The 22,066-nt window shown below is 49.1% G+C and carries 19 protein-coding genes; 8 read left to right on the forward strand and 11 right to left on the reverse strand.

Annotation, left to right across the window (positions count from 1 at the left end; genetic code table 11):
- Positions 1-32 precede the first annotated feature (32 nt).
- Positions 33-1,463, reverse strand: a complete 1,431-nt coding sequence (locus IPL85_00535; protein QQS19939.1) for a hypothetical protein — start codon at positions 1,461-1,463, stop codon at positions 33-35.
- A gap of 481 nt (positions 1,464-1,944) precedes the next feature.
- On the opposite strand from IPL85_00535, the gene IPL85_00540 reads away from it, so the two are divergent.
- The 3 genes from IPL85_00540 (at position 1,945) to IPL85_00550 (ending at position 6,042) form a co-directional block, all read left to right on the forward strand.
- Positions 1,945-3,984: a hypothetical protein gene (locus IPL85_00540; GenBank protein QQS19940.1), complete on the forward strand. Its 2,040-nt coding sequence runs from the start codon at positions 1,945-1,947 to the stop codon at positions 3,982-3,984.
- A complete protein-coding gene (locus IPL85_00545) occupies positions 3,984-5,138 on the forward strand; it encodes a hypothetical protein (protein QQS19941.1) in 1,155 nt (384 codons plus the stop codon). The genes IPL85_00540 and IPL85_00545 overlap by 1 nt, the downstream gene beginning before the upstream one ends.
- 112 nt (positions 5,139-5,250) lie before the next feature.
- The gene (locus tag IPL85_00550; protein ID QQS19942.1) at positions 5,251-6,042 is read left to right on the forward strand and encodes a hypothetical protein; all 792 of its coding nucleotides are present in this window, start codon (positions 5,251-5,253) and stop codon (positions 6,040-6,042) included.
- A 497-nt stretch (positions 6,043-6,539) separates the two neighbouring features.
- Here the strand turns inward: IPL85_00550 and IPL85_00555 are convergent, their stop codons facing one another.
- The 6 genes from IPL85_00555 to IPL85_00580 form a co-directional block, all read right to left on the reverse strand.
- Complete coding sequence (locus IPL85_00555; protein QQS19943.1) at positions 6,540-7,208, reverse strand: hypothetical protein; 669 nt, start codon at positions 7,206-7,208, stop codon at positions 6,540-6,542.
- A gap of 87 nt (positions 7,209-7,295) precedes the next feature.
- The gene (locus IPL85_00560; protein ID QQS19944.1) at positions 7,296-9,935 is read right to left on the reverse strand and encodes a hypothetical protein; all 2,640 of its coding nucleotides are present in this window, start codon (positions 9,933-9,935) and stop codon (positions 7,296-7,298) included.
- Positions 9,936-9,971: 36 nt separating this feature from the next.
- Positions 9,972-10,832 carry a hypothetical protein gene (locus tag IPL85_00565; GenBank protein QQS19945.1) on the reverse strand — a complete coding sequence of 287 codons (861 nt, stop codon included), beginning with the start codon at positions 10,830-10,832 and terminating at the stop codon, positions 9,972-9,974.
- 38 nt (positions 10,833-10,870) lie between these two features.
- On the reverse strand, positions 10,871-11,965 hold the full coding sequence (locus tag IPL85_00570; GenBank protein ID QQS19946.1) for a hypothetical protein: 1,095 nt from the start codon (positions 11,963-11,965) through the stop codon (positions 10,871-10,873).
- A gap of 55 nt (positions 11,966-12,020) precedes the next feature.
- Positions 12,021-12,689, reverse strand: coding sequence for a hypothetical protein (locus IPL85_00575; protein ID QQS19947.1), 669 nt, complete (start codon positions 12,687-12,689; stop codon positions 12,021-12,023).
- An 89-nt stretch (positions 12,690-12,778) separates the two neighbouring features.
- Positions 12,779-13,720 (reverse strand): polysaccharide deacetylase family protein, encoded by a 942-nt coding sequence (locus IPL85_00580; GenBank protein QQS19948.1) that lies wholly within the window; start codon positions 13,718-13,720, stop codon positions 12,779-12,781.
- Positions 13,721-13,860: 140 nt separating this feature from the next.
- Here IPL85_00580 and IPL85_00585 point away from each other — a divergent pair, with 140 nt between their 5' ends.
- The 5 genes from IPL85_00585 to IPL85_00605 all read left to right on the forward strand — a co-directional run bounded on the left by IPL85_00585 (position 13,861) and on the right by IPL85_00605 (position 17,821).
- The gene (locus IPL85_00585; GenBank protein ID QQS19949.1) at positions 13,861-14,796 is read left to right on the forward strand and encodes an IS30 family transposase; all 936 of its coding nucleotides are present in this window, start codon (positions 13,861-13,863) and stop codon (positions 14,794-14,796) included.
- 214 nt (positions 14,797-15,010) lie between these two features.
- Entirely contained in the window at positions 15,011-17,284 is a 2,274-nt protein-coding gene (locus tag IPL85_00590; GenBank protein QQS19950.1) for a penicillin-binding protein, read from the forward strand.
- 114 nt (positions 17,285-17,398) lie between these two features.
- On the forward strand, positions 17,399-17,500 hold the full coding sequence (locus IPL85_00595; protein ID QQS20415.1) for a hypothetical protein: 102 nt from the start codon (positions 17,399-17,401) through the stop codon (positions 17,498-17,500).
- A complete protein-coding gene (locus tag IPL85_00600) occupies positions 17,497-17,697 on the forward strand; it encodes a hypothetical protein (protein QQS20416.1) in 201 nt (66 codons plus the stop codon). Before IPL85_00595 ends, IPL85_00600 begins: the two co-directional genes overlap by 4 nt.
- Complete coding sequence (locus IPL85_00605) at positions 17,615-17,821, forward strand: hypothetical protein (GenBank protein QQS19951.1); 207 nt, start codon at positions 17,615-17,617, stop codon at positions 17,819-17,821. Before IPL85_00600 ends, IPL85_00605 begins: the two co-directional genes overlap by 83 nt.
- Before the next feature lie 12 nt (positions 17,822-17,833).
- Here IPL85_00605 and IPL85_00610 read toward each other — a convergent pair whose 3' ends face one another.
- The 4 genes from IPL85_00610 to IPL85_00625 form a co-directional block, all read right to left on the reverse strand.
- The gene (locus tag IPL85_00610; GenBank protein QQS19952.1) at positions 17,834-18,178 is read right to left on the reverse strand and encodes a hypothetical protein; all 345 of its coding nucleotides are present in this window, start codon (positions 18,176-18,178) and stop codon (positions 17,834-17,836) included.
- Positions 18,179-18,335: 157 nt separating this feature from the next.
- Complete coding sequence (locus IPL85_00615) at positions 18,336-18,860, reverse strand: hypothetical protein (GenBank protein QQS19953.1); 525 nt, start codon at positions 18,858-18,860, stop codon at positions 18,336-18,338.
- A gap of 15 nt (positions 18,861-18,875) precedes the next feature.
- Positions 18,876-19,406 carry a hypothetical protein gene (locus IPL85_00620; protein ID QQS19954.1) on the reverse strand — a complete coding sequence of 177 codons (531 nt, stop codon included), beginning with the start codon at positions 19,404-19,406 and terminating at the stop codon, positions 18,876-18,878.
- Between the two features lie 169 nt (positions 19,407-19,575).
- Entirely contained in the window at positions 19,576-21,942 is a 2,367-nt protein-coding gene (locus tag IPL85_00625; GenBank protein ID QQS19955.1) for a hypothetical protein, read from the reverse strand.
- Between the last annotated feature and the right edge of the window lie 124 nt (positions 21,943-22,066).

Below are 22,066 nucleotides of genomic sequence, written 5' to 3' on the forward strand. Positions count from 1 at the left end.
GGGCATTTCCTGCGTTTATCTACGCGTACTTTTTAGTTTTGGTCTTCGTCTTCAACAAGCTCAGCATCAACAGTACCGCCTGTGTCTACAAGATGACCAACCCCGAGCTTAGGTGGCTCGTCATTTTGAATTTCACAGCTTGCAGCGGCCACCAACATACCCAACGCTTGCGGATTGGAAAGAAAATTTACTGCCTTATGTAAACCTTCGTTTGCGTACACGGGTACGTAAGGATTCCCTGGAACTCGCACTTCACCGTCTGGCCCTGCACCTACACCATCAAATCCGCTGTGTGCAGTAATGAGCCTCGTTAAAATCCTGGGATTATGGAGTGTAACAACTTCTTTAACTTCCCACCAACCCTTATGCCAATCAACCGGAGACCCAGTTTGTCCGTCGACTGTTACCGCCTGACTGCCAGCAGCTTGGTTTAGACCCGGGACGACAACAACTTCATAGCTAAGTTTCGGATCTTCACTGTCTTGAATACAAAGGTGCAATTCGACAGGAACCTCCGCTATCGTACCGTCTGCCCTTTGAATTTGTCCCACTTTCGCGATGCGCGAATTCAACAGACCAGTGTTAGTTGCCTCTAATTCAAATACATCCACGAGTTTAGCGGCATCGACGTACATACTGCCGTTCGCAGACCAGAAATGCACTTTTAACCCTTCCTGGCCAGTAGCAATTACGTAGTTGCGGCTAACGCTTGTCATTGCACGCTGTGCGGCGTCCAGAAGAGGTGTATCACCAAAGACACGCTCTCTGGCCGCTGCTATTGACTTCACCTTCATTTTTTCTAGTGCATTATTACTTTGAGCGGCCTCGTGATTTGGACGCAAGCCACTTCTTTTGCCCCAATATCTTGGAGGTTCTACGGTGTCGCCAGAAAGCCCATCAAATGCTGATGTAGCGCTTAAGCCAACCTCCTGCCATATAACACTGGCGACAGGTCCCTGCGCAATGCTTGGCGACAACCACTCCTGTTGCGCTGATCTGATTGCTTCGATTCCCGCTTGACGACGGACATCACCGAGAAGTAATGGAGTAACTTCTGTTACACCTAGTTCTGCGAGCAAAGCTGCCTCACGTTCTTGGAAAAGACTTGGCCTGACCGGCTTACCACTACCGCCATCATTGGAGATTCTGGCCAGTGCAGTACCGGGAGTGGCAGAGCCTGACTGAAATCCTGCTCTTAAATTAGCCATTGTACCGAGCTTTTCACCAATCCGGTACAGTAAAGGTGGTTCGGTAACTCTGCCAGTTAAACTAACCTCAGTGCTTGTTGGGGGTTTGCCGGTAGCGGCAGGGTCTTGAGCGGCACCTCCATCAGAAAGGGAGGTCGGCGGCGCTACCGGCCTTTGAGGCATAGGAATTCCGACGCTTGTAAGGCCAGTACCTGGCGGAGCAACTTCTGGAATACCCCCAGCCGGTGGACGTCCGCCCCAACTAAAATCTCTCATAGTGTCTGTAACCCCCTGCCCAATTAGTAAATGAATGAAGGTAGCTAATCATATGCTAGTGTTTGTGTCAAATAGATTTTTTTGTGCACTGGTTCGGATTGAAACTAGCAAAATGGCAAAAAATGGTTTCAAATCACTTACATTTTACAGCATATAGTCAACTTACGCGAACTGCCTGTCAACGCCTTGTCATATGGAATAACCTTCTTTCCACTGCCGGTTAGAAAATGATTTTTAAAAATACACTTGCATTTCATAAAAAAAAGTAGGAAACTAATTTTCATAGCCTGCGCGGTTGGGCGGCGTACTCTTTTTTTTCTAAGAGAGACAACCACTGCCGGTAGCTATCATGTACCCGTGCTGGCTTGCTGCAGCACTGTTAGTGAGTACTTGCGCCGGTGTTTAGGCAAGTCACTAGAAAGTCGTTAGACGGTTTGCAGACAATTAATTAACAATGGTTTTTAAAAAGGGTATACACAATATGGGTATAGGTCGAAAGAAAGAAACGCCTCCATCTCCGTTAGGAGCAGAGTCACTAATGACTCAGGCAGATTTTGGCGATGTTTTAAACCAGCCCATGCCAATTAGCACACTTGTAGATACGTATGGATACCCGGGCGGAAGCGTACTAGGCTATGTGCCCGCAAGCCCACATAAGGAAGTAGCTCATTTTTTGCCCGATAGCTCGTTGGCACTTGTGCTAAAATCTCCCAATAAATTGTTGGAAAACGCTGTCAGCGGTCGTATTGCAGATATACTCCTACCTTCCCCAGGTTCGAACCCAAGCTCTCCGCTTCGCAGACGAACCGAAATACTTGTCAGCAGTCAATGGGGTCCGGGGAGGCTATATTCCGCTGCACAAGAGCTCATCAATCAGGACCGTCAAACACGAAATCCTTATAAGGATTTTACGGGAGCATATGCAGTGTTTATGGAAACGGATCCAGCCATAAAACCACACCCCTTGGCAGACGGCGAGCTTTACCATGACAAAGGTGATCTGCAGCTTGTCGGCACAATGACTACTGGTGATGCGTTCCCTTCTGACACATTTTTTGACACGAGAGCTATCTTTTCAGGAAATGAGTCGGGTTGGCCGGAATATGGTTTTGTAAACCAAGTACTCGAAAACTCGCAGGAGGCAAGAGATTATACTGATAGGTTCGGAGGAGAGCGCCAATTTAGGACTCTCGTTGACGGTTTAATCACATTTGGTGGCAATTTGTATGCACAACTAGGGGCTATTGCAGAAAAAAATGCAAAAAATAACAAGAAACGCGATGTCGACCTAGACGATTTAATGAAAACCGCGCTAAAGGGGACACCCAGAGGAACGGAGGAACTGCTCAAGGAATTTCTGGCAAACAACGGTAACAATCCGTTCATGCTCCGCGTCCTCAGCCGAGCTTGGCAGGCGAAAACAGATGCTGAAAATGATTATGATGAAATCCCATTTGGGTTCTTCGGTGGTGCAAAGAAATTGCATTATCAAGCAGCCGTCGAACAGCGGATAAATGGTATTCGAGCTGAGGTTGTCGAGGCTTTACTGCATGGAAGCTGGGTAAACAAGCTGGGGAAAGTTGTTTTAGCCACAAGAGCATTGCCCCCTCCAACTCGGCTAAGAGTTGAACTATACGACCATTTTGATGTTTCATTTGCCCAGTTACTTCGCCAGATAAATGTGGGTCAATTTGCCGCAAGCGCACAATTAGCGGCGAGTAATATGAATGCGCCCAACATATCTGACAGCGGCATTTTGGTAGTCCGGTCATTAGATAGCGCTTACCCTATTTTCAGCTATGGCTCTCCAACAAATGATGAACAATTTCAAGAAATAAGCAGCTTTCAATACGACGGCAAGGGCGGCATGATTGTGGACAATCCCAATGGTAGTTATCCAAGAGAACTGTCCCGTTCAATATTTGACAGAACGACTGGGCACGTTGCAATGCAGGGTATTGTGTCGGTGTCTGACAGCGCGCTTAGACTTCGTAATGCATTACTTTACCCGCGCAGAAAAGTCGTGATCGATCTTATGGAGGCTCCTGCCAAAATATTGGAGGCACTAATGGACGCCGGGCACCTCGGGGAAGGCGCGCGCAAAATTCCTGAAAAAGATACACTATTCCTTAGCGAGATCCTTAGTCGAAAACGTGAAACCGACATCATCGTGGCGTCAATGCTAGGATCCTCGGCTGTAGTGCATGCGGTCATTAGAGAAGGTGGCGGAATGCAATGGGTTAGCGTTCCCCAAACATCGACTGGTGCGCCAGGAATAATTACAGACACTACTAAAGTTGCTCGGCTCAGAGGAGAACAAGCAGGTAGACCCGGTCAATCCGGCGACTATGTCATGCAGAGTACTCGGCGTCGGGGGTGGGGAGAAAGGGGCGGCACGCACATCGCAGGAGTTGCGTTGAAAGACGGCGTGCCTTTACTGTCAAATAGTATTTATCCAGATGTTAGTACTTGGGTCATGCCTCATTCAAGTTTACTATTTGATGGTAGGAGGAAAAGATAATGTCGGAATTTGGTGGCATAGCCGTACCAATAGGCGAAGACACTAAACGACCACTGCCGAACGTGAGTAGTGGCTTAGACGAACCGGAACATCAGCCAGCGACACCCTTAGAAGCACGGACAATTATAATGCCGGTGGGTAGCGATACAGAGGGGCAAGTACTAGCAGTACAAATCACATCACTTGGTGTAGATAGCTCAGTTGTCATTGAGAATATAAATGAGCTTCCACCTTACTTTACCCTAGGATCTCGTGGTGAAGTCTCTGACGATGGAAGTAAACTCGGTGTTGGGCCTGTATTTAACCACCCAGCTCGCTTACCAGACACCATTCCCCAAGCAACAGATCCAGAGACATTAGTTGGATTGTTGCAAAGAGGTACATTATTACCAGCCGATTTGGGTAAACTAACACCGGTTGAGGGTGTTTCTGCAGCAGACCTGCTGAAAGGCTTGACACAAGCAGAGCGGGAAGCCAATAACAACGGGCAACCACCCCTCAAAGTTGCTGACTTACTTGAATCGGTTAGCGGGGCAGTATTTTTCTCGACAGATGCTCCTGGTCATGGTCGTGGTAATACACTACTCGGCGGGGCTCGACCAGGTGGCACCATTGTCGCTCTCAGCCTCACTCCGGAAGGCGCAGTGCAAGTTGAAAAAATACATCCCCTGGATGACGGAGGTACCATTCGATATATTGGATCTGTCGCTATTCAAAAAAAAACCGATCAAGCTGGAGAGGGTACGACAGTCATTATATCAGGCCCTGGTGTCATATTAGATAAACGGTTTCCTGAGGGAGTGCATCATTTAGACGTTCATACCGGTTTACCTCCGGGTATTACCAACTTAACGCCTAAGACTCAGCTGCCGCCCGTAACACTGGATCTCGACACAGTCAACAAAGGCCGGAGAGCGCTCGGCTTACCCCTAGTAGCTACACCTAAAGTTAACCTGGCCTCTCTGACAAGTTTACCCCCGCAACCACAAAACGGACATGCTCAAAACAATGGTTCTATTGGTAACCCACCATTATCTGGAGGAGAGGGTACTGAGTCTGGATCTGCTGACAAAGTTACACAAGCGGGTAGCGCAGAAGAAGTGCCGCTATTTGATGCTCCAGAAAGAAGACCGTTGTGGCCAACTCGGAGGTAACTAACGATATGACGTCTTAAAGCAAGTAAACCGTAATGAATAAGCAATTACAAAGGGAGCAGCTATGCGAGGAAGTAAAAGAATAACATCATACGCAGGGGAAGGAGTTGAAGTGCCCGGGTTTAGGGACCCGAAGACAACAGGCGATAGTACTACGCACTTTACTGATGGCGGGAAGCTGGGCATTGAGACCCGATGTACTCCTGAGGCTTTCCGCAAAGCGTACCCTATACCAACCGTTCTTGGCTTTATGCTCAGAAAAGTGCACTGGGTTCCGCGTGCCATAATTAGCCCGGAGCATTTACATGTTGACGATGAATATAACGCTAAGCTCAAGAGTGTTGCTGTTGATCGTGCGCATAAACGAGGTAAGCTGGGAAACGTACTAGATCCTTTTAGCCATGGTAAGGTTGTACGGAAAGAGTCACACGGCCTTGAATACCAGCGCCTTAGGGCAGCCCGTATTGGGCTGGTTGGCCTAGCAGCCACAGCGTTGTTGACCGTCGCGACTGATAACGTACCCTTTATAGAAAGGCAGAGTGGCTCCATCGAAGCCATCGATACCTCTCCAAGGGCTGGCAGCTCAATCTTAGACGGTGGAGTAATCGCTGGAACGGGACAGGAAAAGGCTAATGCAAAAATCTCCTTTTTAGGCGGAGCAATTGTCTGCAATAGTCTGATCCCTTTCAAGCTGTCGCCGGATAATGTCGCAGCCCCAGCCAACCTGATTGCTGCAATGTCGATCGTAAGTGGCGAAGCCTTTACATCCTTACCGGCTGCTGATCAGACTAGACTTCTGAGCGAGGCAATCGCCAATAAAGAAGTCAACCCAACCCAAGCAAAACCACCGACCGCAACGAGCCCGTTTTATAGCCCAAGCACCTGCACGGGCAAAGGTCTTTAGCAAAAACTACACGGCGGAGCCACACACGCAGGAACACCCAGCCATCATGCTAAGGTGGGCAGTATTTGAGTCGAGTACATAACCCGAACTCGGCCCCTACGCCGAGTTCTAAAGGCAGGCTCGTCCCCCAAAAAAACAACTGAAATAAATCCAGTTGTTTTTAGCTCCCCAACCCTGCACGCATTTAGCACTTTAAAGATCCTGTGCATTTTCCGAAGCACTGAAGGAACCGTACTTAACCTGAGTTCGACATAACAGTCGACCTCAGTAGGGTCGGGCTCGCCCGCCCCACTCTTTGTTCGGAATAAATCCGAACAAAGAGCTGCCCACCCCTAAAGGCGCTGCTGACGCAGCGCTTCTTGCGACGAGCGAGAGGATGCACAGGTTTTTATGTCGAACTGGGGTTACTTACGGTACGGTTAAGTGGTATCGCAACCGCACAGGAAAGAAAAGTCTTGCTTTTTTTAGTAACCGGCCAAAATGTGGTACGTGGTACTTTATCGATTACGACCTGGAGCTGGAGTTACCGGTATCTGACAGGTAGCGCCTTCAGCGATCGAGTTCAGGCCACATACTGACATACTTCCTCCTGTAGGAGCTTTTCCTGTAAGGTAGTCGAAAGGACGCGCCGTTGTTGGTGCTGGTACCGGTGCTAGCGCTGCAGCCGGACGAGCAGCTGGTTCATAACAGTTTGTTACCTTATCAGTGATTGCCTTGCCTAATGCTGCAAGGGTAAGGGGACCGATTGCTTCAGGGCTTACTGCGCCACCTTCTTGCAAAACATTGGGATTGGTTGCACCCAAGTTCCTCTTAAATCTCAGTGAAGATTCGGTAGTTTTTTCAAGGAAATTACCTGCTGGAACCATATCTGCTGGTGTACACCCCACTGATGCGAGCATGCTTTGCGCTGAGAGTACGTCCTGGCCAACCATGCCTTTAACCAAAATTCGTGTCGCCGCTGCAACCTCACCCTGTCCTTGGGGAACGGCAGGCGCAGCAGGACCAGTAGCAGCCGCGGTAGCAATGCCACCCCAGCCCTCTTTTATTGTCCCTTTTTCACTTCCCTTGACACCACATCCTGCTGTTGCTGCTAAGAAAGCCGCTGCAATACCGGTAGTTACTATTGTCCTTCGGTTGGAAAGAATACCTTCCATACTAATTCTCATAATAAATATATTCTCCTTATATCACTCATTATAGAGTGTAATAGGGCGTATTATACCACTCAAGTGTATTGGCAGCAATTACATTTCCTACGAGTCACTGTCAATATTATTAACTCCGGGGTCTTGGTTAACACCTGTAATTTTGGGTACACTCGCGGGGTTAGCCACATAGCCTTTTGCGCGGTTTACCACTTCGGTCCAGTACTGAGCAATGGATGGGTACTTACCCCCGCCCTGCCCTCTATTAACATCATAGCCTTTGCTTTTCCAACCAGAGCCAGCGTACCAACCCCCAGCAACGTCTTTCCATATAGACTCTTCGTTAGCATCTGGAAACTTGTCGTTTGAAAACTTCTTGTAAATATCACCGACTTCCCTTCGCATCTGGTCGTATTGAAATTGCGGTGGAGCATCTCTGGCCGATTTGAATCCGCCCCGCCCGCCCCATGTCCCTACCATCCAGTTTCCTAAGCCTGCTGCTCCGGAATCTGAGTTGAATGACCGCGGGTTGCCACGGGACTCCTGATAAATGATTGAGTTAACCATGGCCTCAAGCATCACCTTGTGAGCGGGGGACTTGTTCGTCTCCGCCGGCTTAGATGCGCCCTCAGTAGAAGATGGGGTTGCAGTTTTATCATCATTCAACGGTGTGATTGTGCCATCTAGTGGAGAGGCGCCTGGTGCTTGAGTAGGGGTTGGAGAAACAACCACGCTAAGCGAGCCCACTCCCGCCAGCGCTGTTTGCCCCATTTCAAGCGGATTTACTCCAGAGTCGACTTGCTCTGGCTTGTCCACACTATCTGCAACCGGAGTTACTTCGGCTGGCACACCTATGGCCACGGTACCAGGGGTCAAACCGGCAATAGCCACGCTAGGCTGCTGAGGAGTAAGTAGGCTAAGGGGGTTGCGCGTCGCGGGATTAAATACTGGCTGTGGGGAGGTAGAAGCTTGTTGTGGCGGTGTAGGTGCCTTCTGTTTTGGCTGGTCTGCCTGTTGTGGGGATACGCCTACGAAGCGCATCCCTACATATGTCAGATCATCGCCCTCCCACTTATGAAATGTTTCCTTAAAACGATCTGAGAGATTGCCGTCAAACGACCAGTAGCCTTTACCGTTTGGATCAAATCGAGAGAAACGCCCAACGTGATTATCGCCATCATGTCCAGTTTTTTTACTCACTCGATAAAACAGGTAATCACCATATACAATTATGTCGTTCAGCTTTCCATTCCGAAAATCCGCAGCAGTATATAGCTTAGAACCCGGTTCATTTTCTATGGCCAGCATCATCTCATATGCACCCACGATTCTTCCACTCGACCATGCGGCTTTAGGCCGATTTGTTGTAAGAACATAACCGGCATCTGTGTCTATTTGCCAGGCCGCTCCGGCGCACCACGGCCAGTCACGACCTTCCCTGCCTTCCATAAAAAGTTTTGCTGGCAGACCATCATTATTACCGGTTTTTTCCCTAATATTCATTTGGAGGTATGCTTCGGCTTTAATCTCAACAGCCTTTGAATAAGCTTTTCGAGATGGTGTTAATACCGATACAGTTTCCGCTGGCTGTAGTGTCGGGGCAGTTGGCGCTTCCGACTGGGATTGATCCAGTGGATTTGGGGCTACCCCAAGTGGTGTAATTACGGTCGCGAGTGGTGCGGGGGTACCAGGTGCATCTACAATATAATCATCTACGCGTTTGATTCCTGAGAAAAGTGTCGTGGACAAATCTCTTGTGAGTGGGTTGGTTGCTCCACCCATCCGATCCAGTGGTGTAATTTCGACAGCTGGGACAAGCGCACTCAGCGGTTGTGTCGGCAGTTGTTGGCTGACATTATAAGTCCCTACGAGCGGTTGACTACCCTGGAGGTCAGGTGTAGTGCCGGGTGCCGAAGCCACAGTGCCACTGGGAAATTGAGCAATCCGAGACAATGCTTCGAACGGTGAAACAGTAAGCAGTTGTTGAGGTGTGGGGCTACTCACTATTTGGGGCGCAATTGTGACGCTTGCGACAGGTACAGTACGAGGATTTGCTACTTCTGCTGCGTTTATACCTAGTCTGGGGCTGGGCTGGGGACTGGCTACTTGAACTGGGGTACCCTGGGACAGCAAGGCAGTTGTTTCGGTTCGGGCTCCTGGGGTGTCTGAAACGACGGTAGCTGGGCGTAAGTCGGGTATACCTGCCCAACCTGTGGTAATGCGCCGACTGTCCGGCGTCATGGTCGCTCCAGCAACAATTGCTGTCTGATTCAGGCTTGTCTCCCCAACCGGCACTACGGTTGCAGGTGTACCCGTGGTCGCAAGTCGACCGAGCGGAGCAGTTGGTGATAATACATTTGTCCGAGACTCGGTGGATGTTGAACCTATTCCTGCAGCTAAACTTGGTAAACCCTGACCCGTCATTCTCTGGACGATACTTTCAGGAAGAACAATCTTCGGCGGTGCTTCTAGGATAGTGGGCTCAGTAGAAATACCCCCGATTTGACCGGGTACTAGGGCGGCCCCAACAATCGGGTTCGTAGGCAGTATGCCACCGGACTGTGGCTGCCAGTTTGCTATCAGTGCCAAGTCGCTCCCACCGGCACCCGACTGTACGGCAAGAGAGAGAAGAACGCCAGCTCCTGCTGCTCTAACAGACCCTGGGGGCATATGAGTATCGGCCGTCAAACGCGCAGGCGGTGCGAGCTGCGCGATGTGCCTTGCTAAACTATTGGGGTCATAATACATGAGTTTCTCCGGCTAGGACGTTTTTACCCATTTATGTTACTGTGCCTCCGTCAGTTGGCATGTAACTATGTGAGGGGTTGCAACAAGCTGTTTAGTGGCTGGGTCGGTCGATTGAACCATAAGACCGACATATACATTCGGAACATTCGGACTATCTGGTTTCATTGTGTAGGGCGCAATTGCGTAAGCATTTTCAGCTGTCAAAAGATCTTTGGCCGGTATGTCGGTACTATCACGAAGAAGCCACCCGGCATGGACCTGAGCCTTTTGCACAACGGCTGCCATGTCATCCCTGCACATCTGTGCCGTCTCTAGTGCACGTTTTTTTTCTGCCTCACTTGCACCTTTTTTTACCACCGTCATTGAGGCAACAATATCCCCAAGGGTTAGTTTATTGACTTGTTCTGGCGTGACTGGTTTGGCTAGTCCTGCCTTATCAGTATAAGTAGCGCCGTACGCGTCCGTAAAACCTTCGACACTATATGTAAATGTGGGGAACACGACAATATGCCCGTCTTTCCCCCGAGCAATTTTTCCGGCGTTCACCGCATAACTACCAAGTACTTGACTATTCGCGCCTTCCCGGCGAAGCGATGCGGGGATTTCACGTGGCTTGGTCTGTAATGGTGCGGCCATCCAGCCAGTTGCGCACCAGCCCGAGTCACTTTTTATACAGTAGCTGTTTATGTGACCTAAAAAATCGCTACCCAAATCTCTACCCATATAGCCGGCGACACCAAGAACAGTGCCTAAGCCAGCGGCAATCACCTTGCGCCTTGTGATAAACCGATTGCCGGAGCCGCCCAGCACGTAAATCACCGATGGAGTTCCGCTGCCATAGCCGTTACCATTAGCTGGCAACAGATCGCTCATGTTAAACTTTTTGCCTTTAGCCATCACATACTCCAAACAGATCTATTCTAAACTTCATCTTGCTAACCCGCCGCCATTAACTTACCAGTTCCGCAACTCACTTTTGTTGGGTTAGCGACAACACTCCACCGTATAGTTGTGTCCTCAAGCCCTTCGATCTTTGTCGTTGTTCCTGTCATGCTCGCAATACGAGCATTGAGAATTGCTTGGTATTTTTCAACACGTTTTGCATCTGAGGTAATATGTACCCTAAAGCTGTCGCGGATTGGTTTTTCTTCCGATATTTGTCCCGGTTGTTTTGGCTCCGGATATTGATCAGCAAATGCTTGGGTTATCCTATCCCTGACGACCTTGTCCGAACCATAGATCTCTAGGAGTCCGCCCAAAGCCACTTTAGCAATTTCACGCTCTACAGCCTGCAGAGACATCCCGCCATTTTGGAGCGCTTCGAGCGGACATGCTTGGGCATTAACCGAATCGACGATAAGAGCAGCTAAAGCTGTCCTTAGAACTGCCTCGATTTCATCTTTCCCTTCAGTGTCCATATTTGTTTTAAAAAACCCACCATCATCATTCTTCCAGAGTTGTTCGTTTGCCAGGCCACCCGCCTCCTCTCCAGCTGCCACTCTGGTGGAGCAGACCTCGATAGGCTCAGTAAAAACTTTTACCTTTACTCTATCTAGTCCATCAGCGACAATTGAGGTCTGGAGCGTTGATTTTGGTGGTATGCCGTTTATGCCTCCCTTGTCTGCCAGATCGGTACCAAAACAAACTTGATACCTGGCTGTTACTACTTTTTCATTGTTCTTGTTCCAGGTTATATTTGAACCAGGACCCTCCCAAAATCCTTTCCATTTTTCATTGTCGATCCTGACGTTTGCTTCACCTTTGAGAGTCATGGCGACTTCACCTAAAACATGTTTTTGGATAGTATTGACCGGAAATTCACGTTCTTTTACCGGGGCTTGCACGGTAGCTGTTACTTCAGTATGACCCGTATCCCAGCCGAAACATTTGCTAATACTACCTGCTGTATTATTTCCAGTTACGACCTCGGCCGAGCAATTGACACCATCACGAAAACCAGGCACAAAAGCATATACTGATGCAACTGATGCAAGTCCTACTGCAACGCATCCGGCTGCTACCTTACCCATAATTGACCTACGCTTGATTTATAAACTTGTAATAGTTGTGTGTGTAACATATCGCTCAGTCCTTTCTTATACTATGCAAATCACAATTCGTAGCAGCAGCACCAACCGGAAGTACCTTAAAAGCCACCGGCACGGTTTCGCCTGGAGGAACTACCCCTGTTTTTGCCAACAAATCTTTCGCTAAACGATGAAGTTTTTCTGCTACTATTCTGCAGGCCTCTAGGTTTGCGGGGTCAGCCAGCGTTCGGGGTGCGTCAGCAAGATTCGTTGCTACCGGCGAAAAAGTTATTTCGCCATTTGTGGCCTGTTGCGCTTTACTGACGTCAAGGCAGAGTGCCGTCTTAAGCGTAGTCGAAGCGGCCGTTGCTGCAGGGCCATGAATGATAATCTCTTTACCCATCTCAGGACAACCGTTAGTGTTATCCGATTTCAACTTTGACAATGCTTGTGCGCCAACTGCAGGCGAGACAAAAATACGTCTTTCAACTGGTTTAGAACCATTGTTGTCTGTTGGACGAGCAAACGCATCAGGACCGATGACAATAAATTTACCTAAAATGCCTAGTTCAGTTGGCTCTACTCCGGCGATTGCCAAAAAGGAATCTGCCTCGGGATGATTTATAACAACTTCGCCGCCATGCGCATAAACATCTGCCACTCCCACCGCAAAAGCAGCCCCACAAAAAGCTAAAGACCCCGCCACTATTCCATTTAGGGCATTCATAGTAATGTTATATACCAAATTAGAATAATAGTAAACTCTTGTGTAATATATTATTTACAACAGCTGCCTAACTCTGCTAAATATTTCTGTCACTGACCCATTACTGTTACAAATGAAAACCCCTTCTCCCGATACCAAGAAATAATTCCAGGTAACGCGGCGACGGTATTACTCCTGTTGGACGTTAACTCTGACTCCGGTTCCCCACTTGCCTTGTTTGTATGAAAGAGCACTATGGGATTATTGATACCATTTACCTTCGTTGCAGCAGCATGAATTGCTGCCGTAGACGCTTCGGTCGTACGGCTGGACTGCCGGTAGTCAAGTGTGTCAACTGACCACATAACCACACTCTTACCGAGTTTATTTGACGCAGATATCACATTTGTTTGGAACCCACCGGGCGGGCGAAAAAAACAATCCGGCTTGCCGGTTAAGCCGGTCAGCGCATCTTCCGTTTGCTTAAGTTGACTTTGGAGAAAGGCTGGTGTCCACCCGCCCATAACTTGCGTGGGATAACGATGATCATAAGAATGGTTAGCCACTTGCATACCCGCTGCTGCAAGTCTGCTGATTTCATTCGGAAATTTTTTGACATTTTCTCCAGTTACGAAAAAGGTTGCCTTTACACCCTCGCGCTGCAAAACTGTAAGCACATCCATAGTGGCATTACCAGGGCCATCATCAAACGTTAGCGCAACGGTCTTGCCCTGACCCGGAGCATACTTTATTGGCTGTTTCACCGGCGGGGGGCACACAAGTTTTGACGGAGTTGTTGAAACAGGGGTCTGCTGACGATTTGAGGGTGCCGTATCTACTGGTTTCGCTGGTTGCAGATATATCGTTACTGGCGCATCAGCCAGGTTTGGCGCGCCTGGATACGCCGAGACAGTCGAGCTGCCGCCGTCCCCTTTAACAAAAAAATCATAGGCCGGCGCTGCTCCAACAACGAGCGTCACGCCCAAAGCAATTGCTGGCCATCGTCTTTGCTCAACATTATGTTCATTTGTAGGTTTAAAACCTTTCGTCATCCTCGCCTCACAGCTTTTTAATGGTACATAGCAGCCCTCCAGGTCCCTTTGAAGTAGGACACTAGCCAGAAAGGCTAGTGCATATGAAACGGTATAGAAAAATCCCTAAAATAAGTCGATCCAAATCTACAATAGTAGCTATGGGTCAAAAGTATGGTCATTTAAGCTACGAAGATCGAGTAAAGATAGAGCATTGGCACAGGGGCGGCAAAAGTATTCGCTACATAGCGAGCGAGTTGGGGCGTAGCCCCAATACTATTAGTTATGAATTGAAGAATCTAGCGGTCTCTGGTGAGTATGTTGCTCGTAAAGCCAGTGTCAAGGCATACCAAAAACGCTACTGGGCGCGTACATCGAGTAATAAGGTAGCAAAAGATAAGACACTGCGCCAATACGTTGACGACAGTCTCGACAAAGGCTGGTCACCTGGTGAGATCGCTGGCAGCAGTGACTGTCCTGTTTCAAAACGGACTATCTACCGCTATGTCACACTCTATTCCCTGCAGCACAAGCTGTACTTTAAGGGTAAGCCGAAACGGAGAAAGGCCATGTACCGACGTGGGCTCATTGGCGAACGTAAATGGATTGAGGAACGGATACTGTGCGACGAAGTTGGTCACTACGAGCTTGACTTCATTGTCAGCCCAACGAGAAGCGGCAGTAAAGCTGTCCTACTGGTGGCCGTCGACACCCTAAGCAAACGAACCCTTATCGAGCTGCTCCCAAACCGAACCAAAAAAGAGCTCTCACGAGCTCTGAAGCGGATGTTTGACGGCATTGTCGTCAAGACCATACTGACCGACAATGACATCGCCTTCACCTACTGGAAACATTTCGAGCAGCTGCTCGGAGCACCGTTCTTTTTCACCCATCCCTACCATAGCTGGGAGAAGGGCTTAGTCGAGAATACGAACAAATGGATACGTCACTTCATACCGAAAAAAACAGACCTGAGCACGGTTACCAAAGAAACCATCGCTACAGTACTAGCGTACCTAAACGAACGCCCAAGACAAGTCTTGGGCTACAGAACTGCGAATGAAGTATACTTAGAGAGATTAACAATACAGGTTTAGTGTCCTACTTGGGGGTATCCTGTACGAGCCCTAGCATCATAAAATAATAGTACCATAAATGATTATGTGCAAATAAATGATCTAATCAGCTTGTTGCTGGCACCGCGCTGGGGTCATTTCTGCCACGGCATACGCCTGATAACTTCATAGCTCGATCATGAATATCTGAAGATATTTTGGTATTTTATAAATATGTAGTATAAATACTATACTTATGGGATTTCGCAAATTCGTGGCCGTGGCAACCTTGGGTAGTGTTTTAGCCGGTTATGCGGGCTACAAAGGCCTCATCGAGCCAAATCAAATACCTGAAGATTTCGGCATCAGCAGCGTTGACTTTCCCATACCTCAGAAATTAGGGCAAACAGGCATAGCTGGGGGCGAAACAGGTTTAATCTGCGCTGCAGACACAAACCCCTGCACTAAAGCAAATGCACTTGGTGTCATGGCTACTGCTACGACTACCGTGAAGACGGCGTATCAAGATATCAGTAATAAATTTGTTTCATCCCTAATTGCGGTTGAAGACAAAAACTTTCTTGCCAATGATGGATGCGATATACAAGCAATTCTGAGAGCTGCAAGGGATTTTGGGCTAAGCGGTGGTTCGCGAGTACAAGGAGCCTCCGGTATTACTCGGCAGCTCGTCAGTAAAATCGACGCATCACCTCGGCCACAAGATAAAAAAACACTCGATGCTATTGGTGCTGAAGGCGTCGAATGCCTTCAGGCTCGATACGTAGAGAAAGAACTACAAGCTAAGCTTGGCAGCAAGCAAGCTGCTAAAGACGTAGTCATTGAAGCGTTTTCAAACATTATCTCTTACGGTCGAGATGCGTATGGTATTGAAGCGGCTTCTAGGCAGTATTTTGGCAAATCTGCCAATAACCTTTCTTTGCCGGAAAGCCTTTTGCTAGTTGGCGTGATTAACGAACCTTCAAACTTTGACGTAAATTTTACCGCAGATTCGATTACACCCGAACGGTCAAGAATTTACGCAGATTTTAGTGCGTCGATAGCTTCGCAGCTCTCCAGCGATAATTCAACCAGTCAGCGCCGAAACATCACATACAGAGCACTCGCCACAGCTGTTGCTGATGGCACAATGAAACAGGATGTGGCAGATCAGATCAAAACCTACGCAGGGTACGTGTATGAGTCACAGCGCTTAAGATACCGCTACGAAACAGTCGTCAACATTGCGGCCGATAACAATCCTAACCTGATAAGCCCAGACATGCGGGACTCATTGCTCAGAGCAGAAAATTTTCCGCTCATCATACCATATAAGCCAGTTGTACCTATGGGAATTAGTTTTAAGGGCGCAGAAAACATAAACGCTCAGCATTTCACTGATTTTGTTATTAATAATTCGGCCGAGCTCTTGTCGGAAAAACTTGGCCGACCAGTCAACACACAAGAAGTTATGAGTGGGCGGTATACCATACAAACATCGCTTATAACAGCCGACCAAGTCGCCATGAACAATGCTATCCAAAGCTACCCCCGTACTAAGTCGATAAACGGAGCCGGAGTAAGCCTCGACGAAAAGGGCAACATTGTAGCTATGGTCGGCAGTAAAAACTACGGACAGGTACAAACAAACATCGCCGTCGGCAAACTGGGTGGGGGTGGCGGACGCGATACAGGTTCAGGAAATAAACACATTGCCTACGCCGTCTCGCTCGAAAATGGGGTTGATCCAAATGCACAAATCACTGTGCCTAACTCGGTTACAATAGAGCAACCGGGTCAACAGCCATGGGTTGTAACTGGTCACACTGGTTGTAGCGCGCTGAAACTGCCCACACCTTGCAACATGACACCTTCCCAAGCACTAGCTACGTCATCAAATACGTGGGCAGCGGCCACTGTTAATAAATACGGCATACGCCAAATTGTCGACAAAATGAACGCGTTTGGCATGGTTGTCCCAGAGCCTTATGTACCCTCAATCATACTCGGTGCAACTGCAATGTCTCCGCTCCAAGAAGCAGTGGGCATGCGGGGCATCCTATCAAACGAGGGTACGGCGTTATTCTACGGCAAAACAGCCTGGTCGGCCATTAAAAAAATAACAGATAATACAGCGGACGGTAAAACGGTGTACGAACAGCCTGCGCCAACAAAAAAGGTTGTTTTTTCCACAGCAATCGCACTGGCAACAACCCAAGCACTAAAAACAGCCGTTAACCAACCCTACGGAACGGCATATGGCCAAATAAACTCTCCGTCTGGACCTGAAAGTGTTGCCGGCAAAACCGGCACGGCTGGTACGACGGCCGGCGAAAAAGATATTTGGTTTAGCGGTGGCGTACGAGACGCCGACAAAACACTGACGAGGTATTTTTCGTTTTGGGGCGGCCACGCAGATGCGGAACGTAGCATCGGCACAACCCTTGCTGGTGCCGATATGGCAGCCGTAGCCGGGCGGTACATTACAGGACGGCCTCACACTACTACCCCTGCCGATATAGCCGCCAAATAGCTAAACCGCTTCTACCTTACACCTGCACCATCAGTTCGATATTACAAAGTATTCGCAGGGCTAGCCGAGCGGGGGCATAATTCCGAAGGTTAGTTCTTCGGATTTAAGCTTCATATTGTCGTCAATGACAACGGCGAACTGCTTGCTGTACGTATGACACCAGGTAATGTGTCTGATGCCAATACCCCGTCGTCACAGGACTTACCAAAGGTCTGACTGGCAGGCTATTTGCTGACAAGGGCTATATTTCAAAGAACTTGTTCGCGAAGCTATGGAGACGAGGCTTACAGCTTGTCACAAACATCCGGAAGAATATGCAGAACAAATTAATTGATTCAAGCCAAGTTACTACTAAGGAAGCGGTTCATCATAGAAACCATCAACGATCACCTGAAAAACAACGAACAGATTGAGCATACGCGGCATCGAAGCTTCGCAAACTTTACTGTAAACGTTATTGTTGGGCTTATCGCCTACCAGCTTCAGCCAAAGAAACCAAGTATACGAGTTCCTAAGGTGATATTGTTGGGGGCTTAGGTCGGGTTGGGGTTAATGAGTCTTACGTCTGTATAATAATGACCCGAGAGCCAGCCCAACTAGAGCGTCAGTTCCTAGGAGAGCGGTGCCTAACGGAGTTGCCTCGCGCAATTCCGCACGCGGTTGCCCAGACACCCCGCTCCTCACGGTCTCTAACGTAGTGACCACAGGTGATAGAAAATATTCACCTGTATCCCATTGATCGCCCAGCCAGTGCTGTACCGCCGAGGGTGGAGATTGGATACGCCCTCTTAAATCATCCGCCACAGCGTAGGTTTCTGTAGCTGCCACTAAACACCCGAGTGCAAGAACCATCCTAACACCCGCCTCTACCACATTCAAACCTCGTTCTGCCATATTCCGTCTCCCTCTTTAGTTTTGTATTCACTCATATATACACCCGCCTGTAGATAATGCAAGCTATATGTCGCTTATTTGTAAATATTACAATCTTATTATCTGCCGAGCGCTTGCCGGCAAACCGTTCATACTGTGGAAAAACCCCTACAGCGAGCTACCCTGTGACGAGGCATTGGGCGGTCAGTGCAGCATAATTGCGTTTACCATCTTGTGTGGCAGCAATTTCTACGATGTGTTTAGGATCCAGCGGTAGTTGTGCAATTTGACCTTTACCGGGAACAAAATTAAAATTTGTAGTGATTTCAGGCACTGCAGGCACCGTTGCGCTATCAAAAAACCCCGCAGTTATTAGTTTTCCTTCCTCGGCCTTTGGCACAACTCTGCTTCGCATAGCCTGTAGGCCGGCGAGAGGTATGCTACCGTCATATACACTTGCTGCGACGGCTATACGAGCGACAGACTTACCTCCTGCGAGATAAACGTTAAATTCAGCAAACGGACGGGCAGGATCAACTTTACCTTCAGGAATTCTTTTACTCAGCTCCGTCCTGCATGTAAGCGTTCGTGTTTCATATGACTGATTATTTGAATCTGCTAGATACCATCCTGTCAATGCAGCTGTTACAACGAGCCCACTCCAAAAATTTCTCTTAGCTCTGCTTGTATGTCTTTCCGCCATGGTCTATTTTCTCCCTTACTTATCTACGGTTGCGCGAAACTCAAATATTCGAGACCCGGCTGGAGACTCGCCCTGTGCTGTTGGCACGATGTGAAGTGTAATTCCACCTCTTAAAGGAACAGGATTGTCCTTGCCAGCGGTCGTCGACGAAATATTGGATTGCGCGTCGCAGCCGACAGCAAATACTTCGTCTGGCGTTTGCAACGTTGTTGCTGCTTCAACTGGTAAAGGTTTAGCCTGACACACCTGCACCCCGTCTTGACCAGCTCGTACCGCAACGGGGGTAGCACGGGCACCACCAGGCAGCATAACAAGAACAGCTTGACTCGCCGCATCACCACCAAGAGCGAGTCTGGTTGCATGGTTCGCACCAGGGACTACGGGTTGAAAGTATGTAGTATCCGCACTTTTGTCTGAAAAAAAGTAGTTACCACCCACAATTGCGGTTGCCGCAAGGGCACTCAAGAAAAATAAACGCCTAGGATTGAGCTGTCTCATACCTAGTATTCCGTCCTCACCGCTAGCCGCATGGTGTTCTATTGCCATAGCTGTTTTCCATTCTTGTTTAGTCAATCCAACGATTGCTATTGCCTAGTATAGTACAGCTATGTTGCGTGGCATGCAAGTACATTGCTACGCCAAAAAATATCGTCTCGCCCGAAATCTCATCAGACCGCCCCAGCATGTTTAATCCGATGCAATGCAACCTGTGATGCTAACGGTGGATGCTGTAAGTTGGGCGGCGAAGATGCAGTTTAAGGATGGGGAGTGCCACGAGCATAAGTACCAGGAGTGCCGAGCTGGCGCCAATGCGAAAATCAACGAGTGATAGTAACGGAGTGGCGTTAGAAACTTCGGTACTTGCGCCGGCCACTGCCTGCCGCTCTGCGACAATACGGTACAATGCGCCGTCGCGGGCGTAATAGAGATCGCCCATGCTATTGATTGCAACCTGTGAACCGCTTGCAATCACGGTGTCATGAAAGTCACTAAGACGTATTTGCATGATTTTACCGCTCACAGAGGCGTAAAGCTCGCCTTGGTGGAAAACAAGGTTTCCCGGAGCAGCGGTGTCATAAAATGCTTTCGTCTGAACCACGGTTTTTGTTACCGTGTCTAGCTCAAACAAAGTGTTACCGGCAACGCCGTACAAATGTCCGTTTGGCCCAACGGCAAGGCTTGAGATACTTTTTGCTTTAGGCACTGGCGTTAGGCGCGCAGTGACGCTGCGGCTGTTTATGTCAAACGCAACGAGCGTCGCCCCACCTGAACTAGTTTCTTTCGCTTGTGGCACTGAGCCACCAGCGTAAACCGTTCCGCCCAAAAACACAGCACTTGCAAGCACCTGATCGGTCAGTATTGGCTGAGCCGAGACTTCGACTCTGTTTGTGGAGGTGTTGTATAGCCCTAGCGCTGCACTTGGCGTTTGACCCACTTGGCTGAGACCAAACGCAACCAGCTTGTTCCCTGCCTGCACCAGTGTTGTCACACTCCCAGCGCCTACTGATACGCTGTTTTCAAACCTGGGCGTACTCGTTTCATGACTTGGATCATACCGGGCAATGGTGCCCTCGCTCGTACCGGCGTAAACACCTGCTCCTGACGGCAGTAGAGCGGTTGTAGCACCACGGGAACTCGCAATCATTTTCCGGAGTGTTGTTTTGTCACGGTCAAGCTGAAGCGTCGTTGCACGAGTCGTACTCGCGGCGGCGTACACCGTGTCGTCCGGCGCGACTACCAACGCCGAAACCGGCTGATAGCCCCCTACTAGTGGCGAAGGTGTTGCCACCTCAACCTTACGGGTCGTAGACCGAGCAATGCCTAGTCTGCCTTCTGGACTGTAGACTACGCAGCGCGTAGCGTCTATCCAGCAGTTTCCGCTAACTGGTTGCAAAGCATGGTCAGTGCCAAAACTGGTGGTCGACTTCACAGCCGCGTCATACTGCTTGAGCGCTCCGTAGTAGATGTGTGACGGCACAACTTCGGGCACAACCGCTACAGTTGGCTGGGTTTGGGTTGCCTGGGCTGGCACCGCGTTCGCTGGCGCTGGAGTCGTTTGTGACGGTGCATCCGGTTTTGTCTCTGCCGTACGTGTACTGTTTTGGTTGCCGTTCTGGGTAGTAACGGTACCCGTTTGAGACTGCGTAGGCGGTTGGTTGGCGGTAGGTTCGGTTTGGGGCACTTGTTGCGGCGTGATTTGTTCCGGCTGCGCTACGGGTTTTTCCGATACTACTGGCGCTGGTGCTGGCTTTGGTAGCGGAAATGGTAGCGATACTCGTCCAAAAACGGGTTGGCTGTCTACTAGCTGCAACGTTTTAAGGTTATAGGCCAATGTTTGGGCGCTCACTCCGGTTGCTGTGACGTAAAGATACTCTCCGGAGATGGCATCTACTTTTAAGCTGGTTGTACCGGTAGGTAAACCCGCTAGACTCAGCTGTTGCCCGGAACCGCCAGATGCCGCAAATACCGATATCGATGGGCTAGCGCTGCTGCCAGTAAAGAGCTTGTTGTCGTAGTAGGCTAAACCGCTGGCTTGCGGCACCTGACCAACTTGACGCCAGTCCGCCGTGACGGGGTTAAATCCATATATGTACTCACCGCCAGTTGCCCTAGCGGTAACATACACCGTGGTTGGGTCGCCTCCTGTAGTAGCAGTGCCAAAGGAAAGGCCGCTAACCGCTGGTACAGTTTGTTCGATGACGGTCAGCTTGTCTGGATCTACATCGTAAACAAACCCCGTCGACGTGCCAATAAAGACATGTCGATTTGGCAGAGTTGCGTAGGCTTCGGCGCTGACGTAAGCGCCGTCTTTGCGTTGCTCTTCCCAGTAAACACGCTTCATTGTCTGTAAGTTAATTATTTGCAGCGGCGCATTTATGCCTGCGGGCATTGTTACCGCATAAGCAACCCCCTTACTGTCTTTTGTCACTCCCATACCGCCAATGTTTGTAGCAACAAATGGCTTTGCAGCAATACGTTCTTCTTGAGCCTGCGCGTAAACGAGTGTAGCGGCGAGCTGTAGCAGCAGCCAACTCAGGGCGAAAAGCCCGTACCCCAGCAGGATAAGACGTTTTTTCGCCATACAGCGAACTGAGAGAGAGCTTTTTTTCATATTTTATTTCTGTTTATTGTTTATGTGTGGTTTTGTACTTTTTATTATAAGTAGTACTCGCTTATGGTAGCAGGCAATAAATAGCCCGTCAAGT

The sequence above is a fragment of the Candidatus Saccharibacteria bacterium genome (genome assembly GCA_016699955.1).
Classification (GTDB): Bacteria; Patescibacteriota; Saccharimonadia; order Saccharimonadales; family UBA4665; genus JAGXIT01.

Coding starts and splice junctions, on each gene's coding strand:
- IPL85_00615 (QQS19953.1), bottom strand. CDS start 18,860: ATGGCGGAAAGACATACAAGCAGAGCTAAGAGAAATTTTTGGAGTGGG.
- IPL85_00610 (QQS19952.1), bottom strand. CDS start 18,178: ATGGCAGAACGAGGTTTGAATGTGGTAGAGGCGGGTGTTAGGATGGTT.
- IPL85_00540 (QQS19940.1), top strand. CDS start 1,945: ATGGGTATAGGTCGAAAGAAAGAAACGCCTCCATCTCCGTTAGGAGCA.
- IPL85_00590 (QQS19950.1), top strand. CDS start 15,011: ATGGGATTTCGCAAATTCGTGGCCGTGGCAACCTTGGGTAGTGTTTTA.
- IPL85_00560 (QQS19944.1), bottom strand. CDS start 9,935: ATGTATTATGACCCCAATAGTTTAGCAAGGCACATCGCGCAGCTCGCA.
- IPL85_00565 (QQS19945.1), bottom strand. CDS start 10,832: ATGGCTAAAGGCAAAAAGTTTAACATGAGCGATCTGTTGCCAGCTAAT.
- IPL85_00570 (QQS19946.1), bottom strand. CDS start 11,965: ATGGGTAAGGTAGCAGCCGGATGCGTTGCAGTAGGACTTGCATCAGTT.
- IPL85_00575 (QQS19947.1), bottom strand. CDS start 12,689: ATGAATGCCCTAAATGGAATAGTGGCGGGGTCTTTAGCTTTTTGTGGG.
- IPL85_00535 (QQS19939.1), bottom strand. CDS start 1,463: ATGAGAGATTTTAGTTGGGGCGGACGTCCACCGGCTGGGGGTATTCCA.
- IPL85_00555 (QQS19943.1), bottom strand. CDS start 7,208: ATGAGAATTAGTATGGAAGGTATTCTTTCCAACCGAAGGACAATAGTA.
- IPL85_00580 (QQS19948.1), bottom strand. CDS start 13,720: ATGACGAAAGGTTTTAAACCTACAAATGAACATAATGTTGAGCAAAGA.
- IPL85_00545 (QQS19941.1), top strand. CDS start 3,984: ATGTCGGAATTTGGTGGCATAGCCGTACCAATAGGCGAAGACACTAAA.
- IPL85_00620 (QQS19954.1), bottom strand. CDS start 19,406: ATGGCAATAGAACACCATGCGGCTAGCGGTGAGGACGGAATACTAGGT.
- IPL85_00625 (QQS19955.1), bottom strand. CDS start 21,942: ATGGCGAAAAAACGTCTTATCCTGCTGGGGTACGGGCTTTTCGCCCTG.
- IPL85_00585 (QQS19949.1), top strand. CDS start 13,861: ATGGGTCAAAAGTATGGTCATTTAAGCTACGAAGATCGAGTAAAGATA.